Consider the following 16,177-nt stretch of genomic DNA (forward strand, 5'->3'; position numbering starts at 1 on the left):
GCGTCCCATATGCATCACGTACGACTCGTCCTGGATCCACTTGGTGGAAGCCGCCGCAGCTCTGAACCCACGACAGCGAACTCGTGTCGCCCGCGCCTGGGACGGCCCGGCCCAAGCCCGCGGCGCCAACCGGAGGGCGGGTCAGCCACTGCTCCGGAGCGCGTCGAGGACATGGGGCCAGGCGACCGTCCCCAAGAGCGCGTCGGCTTCGGGCGTGCCTCCGTACTGGAAGCGTGGGGATGCCGGCGCCGGGCTCTCGCCGGGAAAACGGGGGCGGTGGCCTGCATCGTGGCGAGCGATCAGACGCACCGGGGCCCCGACCGAGCGTCGGCGTTGTGCCAGTTGTTCGGCGAAGGGAAGAGACGGCCACATCGCATCGTCGCCGCCTGCGACGAGCAGCAGATCGGCCCGCGCGTCATCCACGGGGATCTCCGCTGGAGGAAGCAGATCCGCGAACGTCCGCTCGCTGAGTTCGTACCACCCGCGGATGGCGATCGGCCCACCGTCCGGCCCTGCAGAAGTCCAGGAATCGTCCAGCGGGACGAAGGGCAGCGCCCGCTCTCGCCATGTCCAGGACGATCGATAGGGGTGCCCTGCTCCGTCGCGGCCTGGTCCGATGTTGCACCAGACCCGGGATGTGGGCGAGATCGCGATGACGACGTCCACGCGCGGATCGTGCACTGCCGTGAGCAGAGCCGCCTCAGCCCCCTTGGAAGCGCCCACGATGCCGATGCGTCGTGCCCCGTTCAGCCGGAGGAGGTCGACGGCGGCGGTGAAGGTCTCCAGGGGGATCTCGCAGATCCCCGGGGACTGCCCCGGACCGCCGAACCAGCGGATCGACACGGCCGTCATGCCCTGTCGGGCAAGGATGCGCGCTCTCTCTCGCTCGACACGCCCGCTGGATCCCGCCAGGACCAGGACTCCGATGTCACTACCGCGGTCGGGAGCGACCAGTACGCCCTCCCAAGGGTCGGTCAGCTCGCGCTCGGTGACATCCACATGGCCCCCTCCGGTCCGCTCGTGACTGTCGATCACGAAGCGTCCGCACCATCATCGAGGAGGGACATGTCGGATGCCAACGCGCGGGCGGTGTCGGCGAAGTACTGCTCGTCCGCACCCTGGGCGAGGCCGAGGGTGACGCCTTGGCCGAGGCCGACGAACGGCCCCGAGTACGACCTGCTCGTCGACACGGTCGCCGAGGCTTGTCGCGGAGCGGATCCGAATCCGGATCCTGCCGCTCTGACCGGTCTGTTCGCCCACCAGGACCTGACGGTTCCGCACCACCTGGTCAACTGACGTGCGCCCCACGGCCTTCCTACCGGGCACGAGGGTCTACGGCGAGGACGGTGCGGCAGGCGGACCAGGCCGGTGGGCTCAGGAGAGGGCGGAGGCGGGTGAACAGGGTGAGGAGGGCGGCTCCCCACTGTTCGCGGAAGGACGGGTCGATGCCGGCCAGGTCGAGTTCGTTGGCGGCGGACAGTTCGGCGAAGTCCTGGCGCAGCGGGAGTCCGGGAACGTGGGCGCGTCCGGTGAAACGGTCGTGGAAGGCCGCGTCGGGGTTCACGAGCGTCGGGTAGGTGGCCTTCCGGTCGCAGGAGGCGTAGAGATACACGATCGCCTCGGCCTCCGTGCCGATCACCGCCGCGAGTTCGGTGCGGCGGTCCAGCGGCAGCAGGGCGACGGGGAAGCCGTCGGTGCCGTAGAACGCGTGGCACAGGCCCGCGAGCCGGAGGGCGGGGCGGGCGCCCCAGGCGGTGAGTTGGTCGTGGACGCGCTGGAGATGTGCGAGGAGCGTGCCGCCCGGGTGGGCGGTCCCGGCGGCGCCGAGGGCGCGCAGGAGCGCGACGGCCCGGGTGGCGGCGGGGGACGCGGGGGAAGCGGACACGAGGCGGTTCCTTCCGTCGCTCGGGTCGGCACCCGTCCGCTGCCTCCGCCCGGGTCCGGACCCCGCGAAGGCGCCGGACGGGTTGCCGCCCAGGGCCCTGCGCCGATCATCGCGAGTAACGGCGACCCCAGTCAATCCTATGGTTTTCTCGTCAGACCCAAGCTGTAGCTTGGCCCCATGACTCTCGACGACCTGCGCGTCTTCGTGGCCGTGTGCCGGGCGGGCAGCCTCAGCGCCGTCGCCCGCGAGCTGGCCTGCACCCAGTCCGCGGTCAGCCAGCACGTGAAGCGGCTGGAACGGGAGACCGGCGTGAGCCTCCTGGAACGCCAGCCGCGAGGCGTCGTACCCACCCACGCCGGGCGGGTCCTGTGCGACGCGGCCGCCGACGGCATCGCCGGTCTGGACTCGGCCCTGCGGCGCCTCGGGGACCTCGTCAACGGCGACACCGGTTCGGTACGCGTCACCACGGGCGGGACGACCGTACGGCACTTCATGTCCGAGGCCGTCGTCGCCTTCCGGCAGCGCTACCCGAAGGTCAGCCTGGAGTTCCAGACCGAGACCTCCAGCCGCAGCTGCTTCGACGCCCTCGCCGCCGGCAACCTGGACCTCGCCTGGGTCACCCTCGGCAGCCCGGTCCGCGGCATCGAACAGCGCCCGGTCGTGGACCTGCCCTGGGTACTGGCCGTCCGCGCCGACGACCCGCTGGCGCGCCGGGCCCGTATCGAGGTGGCGGATCTCGCCGGCATCCGTCTCATCCGGCTGCCGCAGAACTCCACCTCGGGCGCCCGTCTCGACGCCGCGTTCACCGAACTGGGCGTCCGGAGCAGTTCCGACACCGGTGTCGCCGACTGGGACACCGCCCTTCTGCTGGCGGAACTCGGCCTCGGCCACGCCGTCGTACCCGCTCTGCCCGGCCACCGGGTACCCGGCGACGACGGTCCCCTCCGGCTCATCCCCGTCCCCGGCCTGCCTCCCCTCCCGGTCGGCTGGGCGGTGCGCCGCTGGGACGCCCTCACTCCCCTCGCCCGGGTCTTCGCCGACACCGTCGCGGAGTGCGTCACCGCGTCCGCACCGCACCGGTGGTAAGCGGGGGGGAGCCGGGCGCGAGACGTCAGCGCCGGCTCGCCAGCCACTCCTTCAGCGCCGCGAAGTCCGCCTCCGTCAGGCCGAACTCGTGGTCGACACGGTGCAGCAGGGCGGGCCCGTGGTGGTGGGCGGCGACCCAGGCGCGGTCGGCCTCGGTGAGCTCGTCGTCGATCCAGACGAACGGCCGCTGCCCCGCCCACGCCACCAGCGGCCTGGTCTTCCAGTGCAGCAGGGCCGACGGCTCCTCCTCGTCCGGCCACTCCACGACCGGCAGCGGGGGCAGGCCCAGCCAGGGGGCGACGCAGGCGTTGGCGTCGTCCATCCAGGTGGTGGCCCAGACGAGGTCGCAGCCGAGGGCTCCCAGGCGGGGGCCGAGGGCGGGGTCGACGCGGGTGAGCAGGGGGTTCGATGGGGTGTGGTCGGTCTCGTAGACCGGGTAGGGGTGGTCGGCCGGGGCGCCGAAGGGGATGAGGGTGCCGTCGATGTCTGGGAAGAGGAGCATCGGGGGACAGGATCGCATCGCAGGGAGTGCCGAGGAAGGTCGGCGGGCGGCTGCGGGTGCGTGGGGACTGCTCGCGCCCACGCGGCGGAGCCGCAAATTGATACAGCCCCGCGCCCCCGAAAACCATCCCAAAAGCGCCTCAAAAAGGCAGCGGCCTCGCGTGCACCACGTCCAGCCGGGACACCGCCCTCGTCAGGACCACGTACAGCCTGTGCAGCCCCCGCTCCTCCCCCTCCGCCACCGCCGCCGGTTCCACGGCGACCACGTGGTCGTACTCCAGGCCCTTGACCACGCTCGCCGGGACCACGGCCACCCGTGCGCCCAGTTCGTCCGGTCCCGCCGGGTCGATGCCGGCGGCTGTCAGTGCCTCGCGTACGGCGGTCACCTGGGCGTCCGCCGCCACGACGCCCACCGATCCCTCGTGGGCGAGGGCCTCCCGCACGGCGGTGACCGTCGCCGCGGGCACGTCGTCCGTCGGGCGGATCGTCACCTCGCCGTCGCCGCGGTAGGACCTGGCCGGGGGTACGTCGGTGCCCAGGCGCTGCAGCAGCCGGTTGGTCAGGGCCACCACCGCCGCGGGGACGCGGAAACCGGTGGTGAGCGGGACCACGGTCGCGTCCGGCTTGCCCAGGTGGCCCAGTACGGCGTCCCAGCTCCGGGCGGACCAGGGTGTGGTGGCCTGGGCCAGGTCGCCGAGGACGGTGAGGGAGCCGAAGGCCGCGCGGCGGGCGATCGCCCTGCACTCCATCGGTGACAGGTCCTGGGCCTCGTCGACGACGATGTGGCCGTAGCCCTCGGGGTGTTCGACGAGTCCCGCGACCTCGTCGAGCAGGACCAGGTCGGCGGGCGACCAGCGGGCGGACTTGTACGAGCGCGGCGGGCGGGCCCAGAGCAGGTCCCGCTGTTCGCCGGGGGTCAGGATTCCTTCGGCGGCGGCCGCCAGCACCCCGGCGTCCGTGAGGAGTCCGGCCACCACCTCCGCCGGGCGCACCTTCGGCCAGACGGTGTCGAGGTAGGCGCTCATCGCACGGGAGCGTTCGAGCCGCCGGGTCCAGGCGCCGGGCTGCGGGCCCGCCCGGCGTTCGGCCTGGAGCTGTACGGCCCGCATCGCCCGCCCCCGCACCCGCTCCCGCCCGACGGCGTACTGCGGTTCCTCGCCCCGCACCGCCTCGACGATCGCCGTCAGGGTGCCGGCCGGCACCCGCCAGGTGTACGTGCCGTCGGAGAGCGCGAGCGGGGGGACGGCGGCAGTGCGGACGTGCGCGAACAGGGCGCGGCGCAGGACCTCGGCCATCCGCGGGTCGTGCTTGAGCGCGGCGGTGCGCTCGGGGTCGGTGCCGGTGACCGGGTGCCGGCCGATCTCCTCCGGCAGGGTCGTCTGCCGTACGCCGGTCTCGCCCAGGGCGGGGAGGACCTCGGAGATGTAGGAGAGGAAGGTGCGGTTGGGGCCGAGGATCAGGAGGCCGGAGCGGCGGATGCGCTGCGGGTGGGTGTAGAGGAGGTAGGCGGCGCGGTGCAGGCCGACGGCGGTCTTGCCGGTGCCGGGGGCGCCCTGGACGCAGACGGAGTCGGCGAGGCCGGCGCGGACCAGGTCGTCCTGGTCGGGCTGGATGGTGGCGGCGATGTCCCGCATGGGGCCGACGCGGGGCCGTTCGATCTCGTGGGTGAGCAGGGCGCTCCCGGTGCCGGACTCCCCCCTGCCCAGATGCTCGTCCTCCAGCCCCGTGAGATCGGCGGAGGCACCGCGGCTGCCGGGCGCCCAGCCGAACCGCCGCCGTACCGCCACGCCCTGCGGGTCGTCGGGGCCGGCCTGGTAGAAGGCGCGGGAGACGGGGGCGCGCCAGTCGACGACGAGGGGCGGGGCGGTCGGTTCCTCGCTGATGCGAAGGCGGCCGATGCGGTAGCTCTGCCCGGCGTGTTCCCCTGCCTCGAAGTCCAGCTTGCCGAAGAACAGCGGGCCCTCCGGCAGCTCGCGCATCTCCTTGGCCCGGCTGCGCAGCCGGTACCCGAGCACTTCGGCGTCGGCGCCGGACGCGGAGACGTCCTCGCCGGTGACGACGTGCTCGACGGCGCCTTCGACCATGCGGGCGAGGGCGGCCCGGCAGGTGTCGTGGTAGGCGCGTTCGCGGTCGAGTTCCTGCTGCATGGGGGACAGCGTAAACGAGAAAAAGTGACCAGGTTAAATTTTTTACCGCAACTCAGCCGGTTCTCTCCACGCCCTCCACGCCCTCCCTGCCCTCCGCACCCTCCGCGCCCTCCAGAGACCGCTCCAGTCGCCCGAACGCCCGCTCCGCCGCCCGCACCGCCTCCTCCCGCACGTCCTCCACCCGCTCCCCCGCCGCGATCCGCCGCCAGTTGTCCTGCGCGAGGATCCGCTGTACGGCGATGATCTGGCCGGCCGCCAGCCGGGCGTCCAGGGTGCCGCCGAGGGCCTCGGCGAGCGCGGCCTCCGACCGCTCCAGGTAGGCGTACTGCCGGGCGACCAGGGTGGGGGTGCTGTTGAGCAGGGTGTGGAAGGCGAGCACCTGCGGGTGGTCGTTGAGCCCGGTGATCGGGTCGTTGCGCCGGAGTCCGTCGAGGAAGTGGGTCCGCACCGCACCGACCGGCGACGCGGCCCCGGCGACCAGCCGCGCCGCCTCCGTCTCGTGGTCGGCGATCCGGTGCAGGACCAGGTCCTCCTTGGCCGGGAAGTACCGGAACAGCGTCGGCTTGGAGATCCCGGCCGCGGCGGCCACCTCGGCGACCGACACCGCGTCGAACCCCTTCGCCAGGAACAGCCGCACGGCGGTGTCCGACACGTCCTCGTACATCCGCCGCTTCTTGCGCTCACGCAGGCCCATCTCACCCATGGGGCGAGCCTACGCAGCGGCGGTCAGGCCGAGGCCCGCTGCCGCCAGTGCGGGCGCTCCGCGAGGTTCCACAGATCATCGAACTGTTTGGTCCAGTTCGCCACCGACGCCTCGGCCGCGCCTTCCCGGGACCACACGTTCAGGTCGGTCCGGTAGCCCTTGGGGTCGTAGTACTCGTCGCCCGTGTGGTCCAGTCGCATCCGCGCGGAGAGGTCGTACAGGCCGTGCAGCACCTGCTGACGGTTGAAGATGCAGATCTTGTCGCGCGGGATGCCGTGGTAGAGGCGGTACTCGCATTCGACCTGTACCCGGCCGGCGGCCGTGAGCTGCTCCGCGAGCTGGGAGAGTACGCCGTCGTACTCACGGCATCGCCGCTCCAGGCGCTTGCGGAATTCGAGGTCGTCCACGGGCTTGCCCCCCTCCCCCACCTTCGAGGGAACCGTCATCGGCTTGTCGAAGTCCGGGACCAGCATGCGGATCAGCACCCTTCGGGTGGAGCCGGGGTGGTCGAAGAGGTCGTCCAGATGGTGGTACAGGGTGTTGTGAAGCGTCTCGCCCGTGTAGCCGAGAAAGCTGATCTCGACCCTTCGGGCCTGGAAGGCCTCCTCCACGAAGTTTCCCAACTGGCTTGAGTTCACCAGGACCCGGGCCGGGGCGCGGACCGACGAGGTCAGCTCCTTCACCTGGTCGTACAGGATGTATCCGACCAGGCTCAGCAGTGCGCCGCCGAGATAGGCCTTGCCCTCCAGGGCGTCACCGACCGGCTTCACGAACTGGGCCGTGAGGCCGATGACGAAGATGCCGAGCAGGAGCACCCGGGTCACCACCGGCTCGACGCGTTCCTGGAAGCGCCTCAGCCGCGACACGCCGACGTCGTCCGCCGAACCACCGTTCCGCCCGGACATGCACGCCCCCTCCGCGCAACCCTGCCCGGCCGACGCAACAAGCCTGAGGGCAACGGGTTTTCGGAGCACTCATGTTCCCCCTAGGTCAGAGCGCGGGCAAGATGCGGATCCGCAGTCGCCCGGGTGGGCAGGCCCAGGGAGCCCTTGGCCGCCACCAGCGTCATGGCGTACGAGTCCAGGGCCCGGCGGACGTTGGGGGCGTCCAGGCTCGCTCCCGTGACCAGCCGGTCCAGATCGACATAGGCCGAGCGGACGATCTCGATCCAGCGGTACACGCGCCAGTCCCGCTCCCAGTCGCCGGTGAACCTGTCGTCCAGCACGCGCTCCCAGCGGCGGAACATCCGGTCCCGGATCTCCGGCCGGGTGGGAGTCAGGTGCATGTGTCGCACCAGGTCGTACAGCGGGTCGCCGACCAGGGCCATCTCCCAGTCGATGATGGTCAGCGCGAGCCCGTCGTCGCGGCGGACCAGGTTCCAGGGGTTGAGGTCGCCGTGCAGCAGGGCTGGGGCACGCCGGCTGACGCGGTGCCGGGCGAGGATCTCCCGCAGCCGGGCGGCGTCGGGGAGGCCCACGAAGCGGGCCAGTTGCTGGGACTCCCTGGGAAGGTCGGCGACCAGGGCGACGAGTTGTTCGGTCAGCCAGCGGTAGAAGTCGCCCTCGCCGGAGGCGGGGTCCAGCTGGGTGTGGTCGACCCCGGTGAGTGCGGCCAGCTGGTCGACGAGCCTGTCGGCCTCCTGCGGGCGCAGACCGTGCACCGGGTGGTCGGGGTTGCGGTCGGTGTCGCCGCCCGGGCCCTCATAGGTGTGGATGGCGAAGCGGTCCCGGGAATAGGCGACGTGGTAGCGGGAGTGGCTCTCGCCCAGCGCCAGGACGCGGGGAGCGGCCACGGCGGCTCCGGAGCGCTCGATCGCGCGCAGCACCGCGTGCTCACTGAGGTAGCTGGGCTCACGACGGCAGACGTGCGGCACCTTGCGGCGGATCACCACGGGAAAGCCGATGCCAGGCACCCGGATCACCGAGTTGAGGTGCGCGGTGCCCTTGAACACCTGGCGGGCCGGTGCGGTGCCCTCCAGGAACAGGGCCGCGCGCACCGCGGAGTGCGGGAAGTCGGGGTGCTCGGGGACCCTCCGGTCCTGCCGCCATTCCATGAAGTCGGCGGCGATCCGGCCGTGCCCGGCGGCCCCGTAGGCCGGAGCGGAGGCGGCCCAGCGGAACAGGACGCGCTCGATCTCCCGGTCGCCCGGCACCGTGCGCAGCCGCAGCGGCTCGGCGCCCGCCTCCAGCGCACGGCGGACTGCCGCCGTCGCCTCGCGCAGGTTCTTCTCGTCGAAGGACTCCGCCAGGGACTTCGCGGCCCGCATCACGTCCGGGTAGACGGACTGGGCCCGTTCGAAGTCCACGTAGTGGCGCAGGTCCTTGTGCACCCCATGGGTGGCGGTGGGCCGCACCGCCCGCACTCCGGTCACCCACGTCTCGACGACGTCGTCCCACTGGTGGGACGGATATCGCATCCGGACCAGATGGGTCGCGAGGTCGTGCAGGGGGTCGCCGAAGGTGGCCAGCTCCCAGTCGACGCAGCTGAGGGGCGTGCTGCCGTCCGGCGACACGATCAGGTTGTCGCGGTGCAGGTCGGCATGGAGGAGGCTGTACGGGCGCCGGGTCAGCGCGGGGACCCGGTCGGCGAAGCGGAGCAGGGCGTCCTCGGGAACGCCCAGGGCGGCGAACAGCCAGCCGTACGCGGGCCCGTTGGCCTGGCGGATCTGGAGGTCGGCCATCCGGGCCAGCGCGCGCAGAAATCCCTGGCTGTCCGTGTGGTTGCGCGGCCACACCGACGGCAGCGGCGGCAACGCGGTACCCCGCACCTGAGTCATCCGGGCGAACAGCCCCGCCAGGTCCTTCAGCAGGACGGCGTCGACCGGCTTGTCGTTCTCACAGACGCTGGAGAGCGGGACTCCGGGCACGAAGCTGTGGATGGTGAAGCGATTCCCCTCGAAGAGGCACTCGGGCACATTGGGCAGCACGCCCTGGATCGCCCGCAGGATCGGCGCCTCGTTGTCCCAGGTCCGGATCACCACGGAGAGGGCGTCGGTCCTACGCACCCGGACGGTCACAGCGGCACCGGATTCCCGGCCCAGCCGCCGGGCCATCGGCTCCGTCAGGGGGAGGACGTAGTTCTGGTTGTGGAAGCCGCTGCTCGCCAGCCCCTGTTCCGCCGCATGCCCCAGGAACGCCTCGTACTCGTCGTCAAGCAGAGGCCTGCTGGTGTCTCTCCCGGTGGCGACAGGGGGGACAGGCGGTGCACCCACTGGTCGCTCCGGGGGTGGTACGCGCGATATCGCGTGGGTTGGGCAGGGAAACGGTATGTCCAGGTGACGCACGACACGAGTCGAGGGGCGGTGGAGTGACCCTGGCGGGTGAAAGGTCGCTCAGTTGTACGGCTACCCGTCGGCACGGTCGTCCGAGGCCGGCCTGTTAGCCATCCACTCATACGCCTGCGACCGAGCGATTGCTCAGATGGTTCGGCACTCTAGCGCAACAGAAACCCCGTTGGATCACGCGGAAGCTACGGCCGAGAGGCGAGCAGATTCCAGACGGACTCGAACCACCTGGTCGCGTTGTCGACGAAGGCCGAGCCCGCCGAGTCCGGGTCCGCGTCCCGGACGTGGTGGGTGAGAGTCACACCCAGGCCCAGCACGTCCACAGCCTCCACCTCGGCGCCGTCCTCCAGGATCACCGTGCGCAGGATCGGCTCGTAGAAGCCGTGCAGGACCTCGACGTGATTGATGACGTAGAGCTTGAAAGTGGGAGTGAATCCGGTGTGGCGGATCTCCAGATCGACCGAGGGCACCAGGTCCTCGGTGCGGAGCTGGTCCAGGACATTGCGCAGGGAGCCGGTGTGGGCCCGGGCGATGGCATGCGAGCGCTGCAGCAGGCGCAGATCGTCCTGGTCGTCCTTGTTCCGGGGGTAGGGCATGGCGAGCGTCTCGGCCGGGAGAATGACCCGCAGGGTGATCTTCCGTGGTGTGATGATGCGGGCCCGGATCCGCTCCGCCTGGTCCCGGACATGCGCGTCCAGACTCTCCGAGGTCAAGGTGGCGATGTCCAGGGCGACTTCGTCGCGCTCGAAGGCCTCGGCGATGAGCGGGCCCAGGGTCATCGGACGGCGGGAGCGGGTGGCCCGGGGCGTGGCGGACTGTATGCGCCGGCTCCGCACGACCCGGGAACCCCGACCCTGCCGGGACTCGATCCAGCCCTCGGCGCGCAGCACTCGAAGCGCCCGCTGCACGGTGTCGCGGGACACCTGGAATTCCTTCGCGATCTCCCCCTGCGACGGCAGGAAGGAGTTCAGCGGATAGGCGCCGTCGACGAGCCGGACCCGGAGTTCGTCCGAGACCCGCCGAACCGCGCCGCCATCCTCGTCCGTCCGTTTCGTCACCCGCCGTACGTACCTCCCAAAGGCTCCCGGCAAACGGCTCCCGACCGGGCAACCAGCCGGCCAACTGCGTGCGACCCGGGTGTTGGTCGACCGAACATTCCCGCCCAGAGCAGTCAACTCGTCGGTCAACTTGCCGACTCGAGAGATCGGCTGGGTTCTGCGGCACGGGGCAGCGGAAAGCCATGCGTGTCCACGTGTTCGGAATCGGCGTGCAGATCGACGCCCTCGTTCAGCGGGGCGCACGGACCGCCGCCTAGTTCCGCAGCATCACCAGCAACGGCTCCAGTGAGCCGACGACATGGCCCGCACCGGCCTCGGTCAGAAGCTTGGCTTTCCGTTCGTTACGCGCGTAGCCCAGGAACGGCACGCCTGCCTGGTCGGCTGCCTGGAGGTCGGTGGGGGAATCGCCGATCATCAGGGCCTCATCGGGTGCGGCCCCCATCGCGCTGAGGGCGCGTTTGAGGCAGTGCGGGTCGGGCTTGAGGTGGTGCAGGTCCTGGGTGCGACCGTAGACGTGCGGGGCGAAGCAGGGGGTGAGGCCGCGGTCATCGAGGTAGGCGCGGACCACCCGGGGGGAGTTGTCGGTGGTCACCGCCATGCGCGCGCCGCGCGCTCGCCAGGTCTGGATGAGGATGTCCGCGAAGGGCGTCGGCATCGCCGTCGACGTGGCCCGCAGTTCCTCCTTGGTGAGACGTTCCTCCAACTCCGCGACCAGGTCACTGCCGGGGTGTCGGCGGCCCACGGCGCGCAGCAGGACCTGCGGGTCGAGGGAGTCGCGTTCGTTCTCCGTGACCAGACCGTGCAGGCCCCGGCCCTCCAGCCACTGCACCAGACCGCCGGCGACGTCCTGCGCCGAATGGCCCGCGAACAGACCACAGATCGGCCCGTCGAAGTCCCAAAGGACAAACCGGGCACCTCTGGCCATTTCCGTGATCTCTTCGGTCGCGTTCTTGCCCTTGGCTGCCACCGGTTCAGTCTGCGTCGTATCAGAAGTCACTAGAAGAGTGTCAGGTCCGTCGTGATGGTTTCCCAGAGGGCGTTGAACCACTTCTGCGACTGCTCCACGAACGCGGCGTCCCGGTGTCCGGCCCGCCCCTCGAAGGAGAAGAGGAGGGACTCCGAACCGACGGCGTCGTACATGTCGAGCGGGCCGTCCTCCGTCTGCTCCTCGCGGCGGGTGACCGTGTAGTACGCGAACAGCGCCTCGGCGCCGTTGAGCAGGTACAGCTTGATCGGCGGGGTGAACGGCAGGGCCCGGAAGGTGACGTTCACGTCGATCTTGTGGGTGGAGCGCAGGCCCTGGAGGTTGTACTGGAGGACCTGGCCCTGGGCGTTGCGCATGCCGAGCCAGCGGCTGTGAACCGTGTCGTCGTCGCCCTCGACCGCCGTCGGGAAGGCGAGGGCGATGTCCCGGCTCGGCAGCAGGACGCGGACGTCGATGCGCTCGGGACGGATCCGGCCCTCGTGGATCATGCGCAGGGGCTCGGCGAGCGCCGGCAGCAGGCTCTGGGCGGTGAGGCAGGCGGCGTCGATGCGGACGTGCGGAGCGGCGAACGCCTCGGTGATGCGGGGGCCGAGGCCGACCATCGTCGGCTGGGGCTCGTCGAGCGCCGGGGGCCTCGGCTCGGCGATGCGCGGCGGGCTGCCCTTGCCGACGTCGACCAGGAAACCGTCGTCCTGCAGTACCCGCACGGCCTGGCGTACGGTCCCCCGCTCCACGCCGAACTCCTCGGCCAGCTCGGCCTGGGTGGGCAGGCGGTCGCCCACCTTGAGGTCGCCCGAGCGGATGCGCTGCCGCAGGGAGTCGGCGATCTCCTGAGGTGTGCTGCCAGTGTTCACTGCCACGTTCTCCTGAGTCACGACCAAACGCTACAACTTTGATCCATCTGGCGGGAGTTGTTTGAAGGTTGTTTATAAGTAGTAGCCAACTGGGGACAACTTAATCAGAGTTGGTTACCAACTCAATCGAGTTGGCGGAAGCCTTGCTTCCCGACTGACAGGGGGAACCACCATGCCTGCCGCCCTCGCTCTTCTCTCCGCCGTCTTCGTCATCGGCTTCGAGCAGATCGTCCAGTCGAAGTACGGTGCCACTGGCATTATCGGTCTGCTGTTGCTCACCGTGGGGATCAAGGCCAAGAGTCCGGCGTTCAGCTCCGCCGGGGCCGTCCTGCTCGCCCTGGTGCTCGCGGGGCCCGCACTGTAGGGCCTAGGACGTCAGCTCCAGCTCCGAACTGATCGTCCCCCACAGGGCGTTGAACCACCGGCGGGACTGGTCCACGAAGGCGGTGTCCCGCAGCCCCGCGCCCTGTTCGAAGGCGAAGAGCATCGACCGCGTGCCCTCGGCGTCGTACGTCTGGAGGTGCTCGTGGTCGATCTCCCGCTCATGGCGCCCCAGCGTGTAGTACGCGAACAGCGCCTCCGCGCCGTTGAGCAGGTACAGCTTGACCGGCGGGGTGAACGGCAGGGCCCGGAAGGTGACGTGCACGTCGATGCCGTGCGTGGCGCGCAGCGCCAGCAGGTTGTGCCGCAGCACCTGGCCCTGGGCGTTGCGCTGGGCCAGCCAGCGGTCGTGCACCGTGTCCTCGGCCGAGGCGTCCACCGCCGTCGGGAACGCGAGGTCGATCTTCCGGCTCGGCAGCAGCACCCGGACGTCGATCTTGGCCGGTTCCAGTCGCCCCGCGTGGATGAGCCGCAGCGGCCCGCCGAGCGCGAGGTTGAGCGAGACCGAGGTCAGACAGAGCGCGTCGATCTTCACGTGCGAGGCCGCGAAGGCCGCCTCTATGCGAGGGGTGAGGGCCACCATGGTCGGCTGCGGCGGCGCCTCCGGGCCCATCGCGAGCCGGGCCGGGCCCGGACCCGGGGCCACCGTCGCCGGAGCGCCCTTCGATGCGTTGGTGAGCAGGTGCTCCGACTGCAGAATGCGCAGTGCCTGCCGCACGGCCCCGCGTTCGACGCCGAACTCGTCGGCCAGTTTGGCCTGCGTGGGCATGCGCTGGCCCGGCCGCAGCACCCCGGACCTGATCCGGGTGCGCAGTTCGTCGGCCACCTCACGGTGTGACGCCTGAGGCTGCTGTGACCTCTTCCGTCCATTGACGGAGGCGAGTTCCGGGTCCACGGACAAACAGTACAACTTCCCGCCATCTTTCGGCAGTTCACGGGAAGGTGGTTATGAGTCGCATCCAAGTGGAGATAAGTACTGTGGAGTTGGTCGCCAACTCATGCAACATGGTCACACTTCCTCGGCGGTTGGCCCTCCGGGTTCCCTTCCGGAGGGGAGCCGGGAGCCCGGTCCACCAGGGGCCGGCTGTCGGGGCGCACGACCAGCACAGTCACAACTGAACACCGACAACCGAACACAGGCAGACCCGCACAGCCACAACTTCACAGCTCGCTACGGATGAGTACCGCCCCCTGGAGGAAGGAGACCCGCCTCAGAAGATGTCCGGGCACCAAGGCCGCCCGGACGCGCGCAGCAGGGCGTCGGCCTCCCGGGCGGCGCCCACTCGCTCTTCCTGGACCCGTCCGAGGGCGTGCAACCGCGCCACGGACTGGTCACCGAGCCAGACGCTCGCCAGCTCGGCGATGCCGAGCGCGAGGTCGGGGGCGTCGGTGGTCGGGGTGCAGGACGCCCCATCGGGGGAGGCGTCCAGCCGGAACCGGCCGCCGGCCAGCCCCTGCCGGTCCGCCACCTCGAGCACCAGCGACCCCGCCGTGTCGTACGTCCGCGCCTCCAGAGCCCGTACGACGTCCAGGATCCGCACCCACAGCCAGTCCGCCTGGCTGGTGATCCGCGCGGCACGCGGGTCGGGCAGGTAGTGCGGCAGCAGGTCGTCCGGCGACCGCCAGCCGCTCTTCACCCTGGTGATCCAGTCGATCGAGCACAGGTAGTGCCACAGCGCGCGCTCGGCCGCCGGGGTCGTGCCGAACAGCCAGTGCACGTCGGCGGTGTTGTAGGGCTGCTTGCCCTGCCAGTTGTCGTCCGACTCGTAGGACACCATGCCCTCCACCTCGCCGGCCGCCGAGCGGTACACCGCGAAGTAGGGCTCCTTCCAGTCGTCCTCCCAGCGGATCACGCCGGTACGCCCCAGCCACCACAGCTCGTTGCGGCTGACCGCGCCGGGAGTACTGCGGCGGATGCGTTCGTGCAGGTCGGGGCCGAGCTTGCGGACGTCCTCGCCGTCGACGAGGTCGATCCGGCCGCCGTCCTCGGGACGCGACCAGCGCGGGTCCAGGCCGGACCGCGCGACCTCGATCGTCCACTCCGTGAGCGTGGTCGCCGGGCCGAAGCCGTAGCGGCCGTAGATCGGGTACTCGGCGGCGATCAGGGTCGCGACCACGTCCCCGCGCTCCTTCGCCGCGGCCAGGTCCTGGCTCATCATGCGGGTGAGCAGGCCGCGGCGGCGGTGGGTGGGGGTCACGGTGACGTTCGAGATGGCGTCGGCGGGGAGGGTCGCGCCGCCGACCGCGGTCAGCTCCTGCTCGAAGGAGCGGAACGTCGCGACGCAGCGGGGGCCGTCGAAGGCGCCGAGGAGCCTGCCCGGCACGAACTGCCTTCGGCGGGCGTCGAGTTGGTCGGCGGAGAGGTGAGGCGGGCGGAGGAAACCGGTGGACAGGGCCCGCTGCCAGTCCTGGAACTCGGATTCGGTTATGGGGCGGACTTCGACGGCGTCGGTCATGACAGCACGGTATGTGTTCGACCGGGGTGGTGCCGATTCAATTTCTGCTGCGGGCCCGGTGGGGGCTTGTCGCGCAGTTCGCCGCGCCCCTGAAGGGGCGCTCGGCCTTACGTCAGTAGATCGTCGACCTGGGCCTCGCCCTCCCGGTAGCGACGGGTGATCTCGCCGCTGGAGTCGTCCGCCGTTCGTTGCAGGTGCTGCCTTCGCCTCGACACCTCCTGCTCGTAGCGGACCAGGCGGCCCATCGCCGCTGTCAGCTCGGTGTCCGTGCGGGCCTCCAGGTCGGAGAGTTCCACCTCGGCCAGCATGTCGGCGGCCAGCCTGTCGTACTCCTCGTTGTGCGGGGTGCCCAGCGTGACGTGGCGGGCCGAGGAGCGGTGGCGGGCCGGGGCGTCCGTGAGGATCTCCGGCAGGCGGTCCACGACGGAGGCCGCGCCCGCCGGGGAACGCCGGGCCAGTTCCGCGCGCAGGATGTCGATACGGCCCTGGAGCAGCCGTCGTACATAACTCAGGTCGGCCTCGTCGCGCTGCGCGTCCCGGCGCAGTACGCGCAGTTCGGGCAGACTCAGGCGGCCAAGGTCGTGCTCCGGCGGTTCCACGGGCAGCGGGATGTCCTCGCCGCGCTGTGCGGGCGGCCGAGGCAGGCTCGATGTGCCCTGCGTCCTCAGTTGCCCGGTACTCGGTGTGCTCATACGCCTCTACCGTCCCCTCGACCGGCGTGTGGAAGCATGGTGCCACCCCAAGTGGCCGCAATGTGACCGAGTGCCCCCGAACGGCCCTAGTTGGGATGTTAAGGATCAATAATGGGCCCCGCGGCAGCCCCCTGCGGGGGCCGTGC

At 70.8% G+C, this 16,177-nt stretch carries 16 protein-coding genes; 3 read left to right on the forward strand and 13 right to left on the reverse strand.

The features are described from left to right. Positions 1–141: 141 nt before the first annotated feature. A complete protein-coding gene (locus tag ACWGKQ_RS07640; RefSeq protein ID WP_453290951.1) occupies positions 142–1,035 on the reverse strand; it encodes an acyl-CoA thioester hydrolase/BAAT C-terminal domain-containing protein in 894 nt (297 codons plus the stop codon). 30 nt (positions 1,036–1,065) lie between these two features. Between ACWGKQ_RS07640 and ACWGKQ_RS07645 the strand changes: the two genes are divergently transcribed. Then, positions 1,066–1,296, forward strand: a complete 231-nt coding sequence (locus ACWGKQ_RS07645) for a hypothetical protein (RefSeq protein WP_453290952.1) — start codon at positions 1,066–1,068, stop codon at positions 1,294–1,296. 19 nt (positions 1,297–1,315) lie between these two features. On the opposite strand, the gene ACWGKQ_RS07650 is transcribed toward ACWGKQ_RS07645, so the two are convergent. After that, complete coding sequence (locus ACWGKQ_RS07650) at positions 1,316–1,885, reverse strand: DUF6817 domain-containing protein (RefSeq protein ID WP_453290953.1); 570 nt, start codon at positions 1,883–1,885, stop codon at positions 1,316–1,318. A gap of 177 nt (positions 1,886–2,062) precedes the next feature. Here ACWGKQ_RS07650 and ACWGKQ_RS07655 point away from each other — a divergent pair, with 177 nt between their 5' ends. Next, positions 2,063–2,971, forward strand: coding sequence for a LysR family transcriptional regulator (locus tag ACWGKQ_RS07655; protein WP_453290954.1), 909 nt, complete (start codon positions 2,063–2,065; stop codon positions 2,969–2,971). A 25-nt stretch (positions 2,972–2,996) separates the two neighbouring features. Here ACWGKQ_RS07655 and ACWGKQ_RS07660 read toward each other — a convergent pair whose 3' ends face one another. From ACWGKQ_RS07660 to ACWGKQ_RS07695, 8 genes are all read right to left on the reverse strand, one after another. Beyond that, on the reverse strand, positions 2,997–3,473 hold the full coding sequence (locus tag ACWGKQ_RS07660; RefSeq protein ID WP_453290955.1) for an HAD domain-containing protein: 477 nt from the start codon (positions 3,471–3,473) through the stop codon (positions 2,997–2,999). A gap of 139 nt (positions 3,474–3,612) precedes the next feature. Then, positions 3,613–5,619: a HelD family protein gene (locus ACWGKQ_RS07665; RefSeq protein WP_453290956.1), complete on the reverse strand. Its 2,007-nt coding sequence runs from the start codon at positions 5,617–5,619 to the stop codon at positions 3,613–3,615. 52 nt (positions 5,620–5,671) lie between these two features. Then, positions 5,672–6,322: a TetR/AcrR family transcriptional regulator gene (locus ACWGKQ_RS07670; protein ID WP_453290957.1), complete on the reverse strand. Its 651-nt coding sequence runs from the start codon at positions 6,320–6,322 to the stop codon at positions 5,672–5,674. Positions 6,323–6,345: 23 nt separating this feature from the next. Continuing rightward, positions 6,346–7,227 carry a hypothetical protein gene (locus tag ACWGKQ_RS07675; protein ID WP_453290958.1) on the reverse strand — a complete coding sequence of 294 codons (882 nt, stop codon included), beginning with the start codon at positions 7,225–7,227 and terminating at the stop codon, positions 6,346–6,348. A gap of 80 nt (positions 7,228–7,307) precedes the next feature. Continuing rightward, on the reverse strand, positions 7,308–9,533 hold the full coding sequence (locus ACWGKQ_RS07680; protein ID WP_453290959.1) for a phosphotransferase family protein: 2,226 nt from the start codon (positions 9,531–9,533) through the stop codon (positions 7,308–7,310). A 257-nt stretch (positions 9,534–9,790) separates the two neighbouring features. Continuing rightward, positions 9,791–10,663: a winged helix-turn-helix domain-containing protein gene (locus ACWGKQ_RS07685; RefSeq protein ID WP_453290960.1), complete on the reverse strand. Its 873-nt coding sequence runs from the start codon at positions 10,661–10,663 to the stop codon at positions 9,791–9,793. Positions 10,664–10,916: 253 nt separating this feature from the next. Continuing rightward, a complete protein-coding gene (locus ACWGKQ_RS07690; RefSeq protein WP_453290961.1) occupies positions 10,917–11,711 on the reverse strand; it encodes an HAD family hydrolase in 795 nt (264 codons plus the stop codon). Continuing rightward, positions 11,660–12,529: a FadR/GntR family transcriptional regulator gene (locus ACWGKQ_RS07695; protein ID WP_453290962.1), complete on the reverse strand. Its 870-nt coding sequence runs from the start codon at positions 12,527–12,529 to the stop codon at positions 11,660–11,662. The genes ACWGKQ_RS07690 and ACWGKQ_RS07695 overlap by 52 nt, the downstream gene beginning before the upstream one ends. A gap of 145 nt (positions 12,530–12,674) precedes the next feature. Between ACWGKQ_RS07695 and ACWGKQ_RS07700 the strand changes: the two genes are divergently transcribed. Next, entirely contained in the window at positions 12,675–12,866 is a 192-nt protein-coding gene (locus tag ACWGKQ_RS07700) for a hypothetical protein (protein WP_453290963.1), read from the forward strand. Between the two features lie 3 nt (positions 12,867–12,869). Here ACWGKQ_RS07700 and ACWGKQ_RS07705 read toward each other — a convergent pair whose 3' ends face one another. The 3 genes from ACWGKQ_RS07705 to ACWGKQ_RS07715 form a co-directional block, all read right to left on the reverse strand. After that, a complete protein-coding gene (locus ACWGKQ_RS07705; RefSeq protein ID WP_453290964.1) occupies positions 12,870–13,784 on the reverse strand; it encodes a winged helix-turn-helix domain-containing protein in 915 nt (304 codons plus the stop codon). A gap of 310 nt (positions 13,785–14,094) precedes the next feature. Beyond that, a complete protein-coding gene (locus ACWGKQ_RS07710; RefSeq protein ID WP_453290965.1) occupies positions 14,095–15,339 on the reverse strand; it encodes a GNAT family N-acetyltransferase in 1,245 nt (414 codons plus the stop codon). Positions 15,340–15,446: 107 nt separating this feature from the next. Next, a complete protein-coding gene (locus ACWGKQ_RS07715) occupies positions 15,447–16,031 on the reverse strand; it encodes an RsiG family protein (protein WP_453290966.1) in 585 nt (194 codons plus the stop codon). Positions 16,032–16,177: the final 146 nt, after the last annotated feature.

The sequence above is a fragment of the Streptomyces sp. NPDC054770 genome (assembly GCF_053611985.1).

Excerpts from the sequence above, each read along its gene's own strand:
- ACWGKQ_RS07715 (WP_453290966.1), bottom strand. The coding sequence starts at position 16,031 with ATGAGCACACCGAGTACCGGGCAACTGAGGACGCAGGGCACATCGAGC.
- ACWGKQ_RS07655 (WP_453290954.1), top strand. The coding sequence starts at position 2,063 with ATGACTCTCGACGACCTGCGCGTCTTCGTGGCCGTGTGCCGGGCGGGC.
- ACWGKQ_RS07645 (WP_453290952.1), top strand. The coding sequence starts at position 1,066 with ATGTCGGATGCCAACGCGCGGGCGGTGTCGGCGAAGTACTGCTCGTCC.
- ACWGKQ_RS07675 (WP_453290958.1), bottom strand. The coding sequence starts at position 7,227 with ATGTCCGGGCGGAACGGTGGTTCGGCGGACGACGTCGGCGTGTCGCGG.
- ACWGKQ_RS07710 (WP_453290965.1), bottom strand. The coding sequence starts at position 15,339 with ATGACCGACGCCGTCGAAGTCCGCCCCATAACCGAATCCGAGTTCCAG.
- ACWGKQ_RS07660 (WP_453290955.1), bottom strand. The coding sequence starts at position 3,473 with ATGCTCCTCTTCCCAGACATCGACGGCACCCTCATCCCCTTCGGCGCC.
- ACWGKQ_RS07665 (WP_453290956.1), bottom strand. The coding sequence starts at position 5,619 with ATGCAGCAGGAACTCGACCGCGAACGCGCCTACCACGACACCTGCCGG.
- ACWGKQ_RS07700 (WP_453290963.1), top strand. The coding sequence starts at position 12,675 with ATGCCTGCCGCCCTCGCTCTTCTCTCCGCCGTCTTCGTCATCGGCTTC.
- ACWGKQ_RS07670 (WP_453290957.1), bottom strand. The coding sequence starts at position 6,322 with ATGGGTGAGATGGGCCTGCGTGAGCGCAAGAAGCGGCGGATGTACGAG.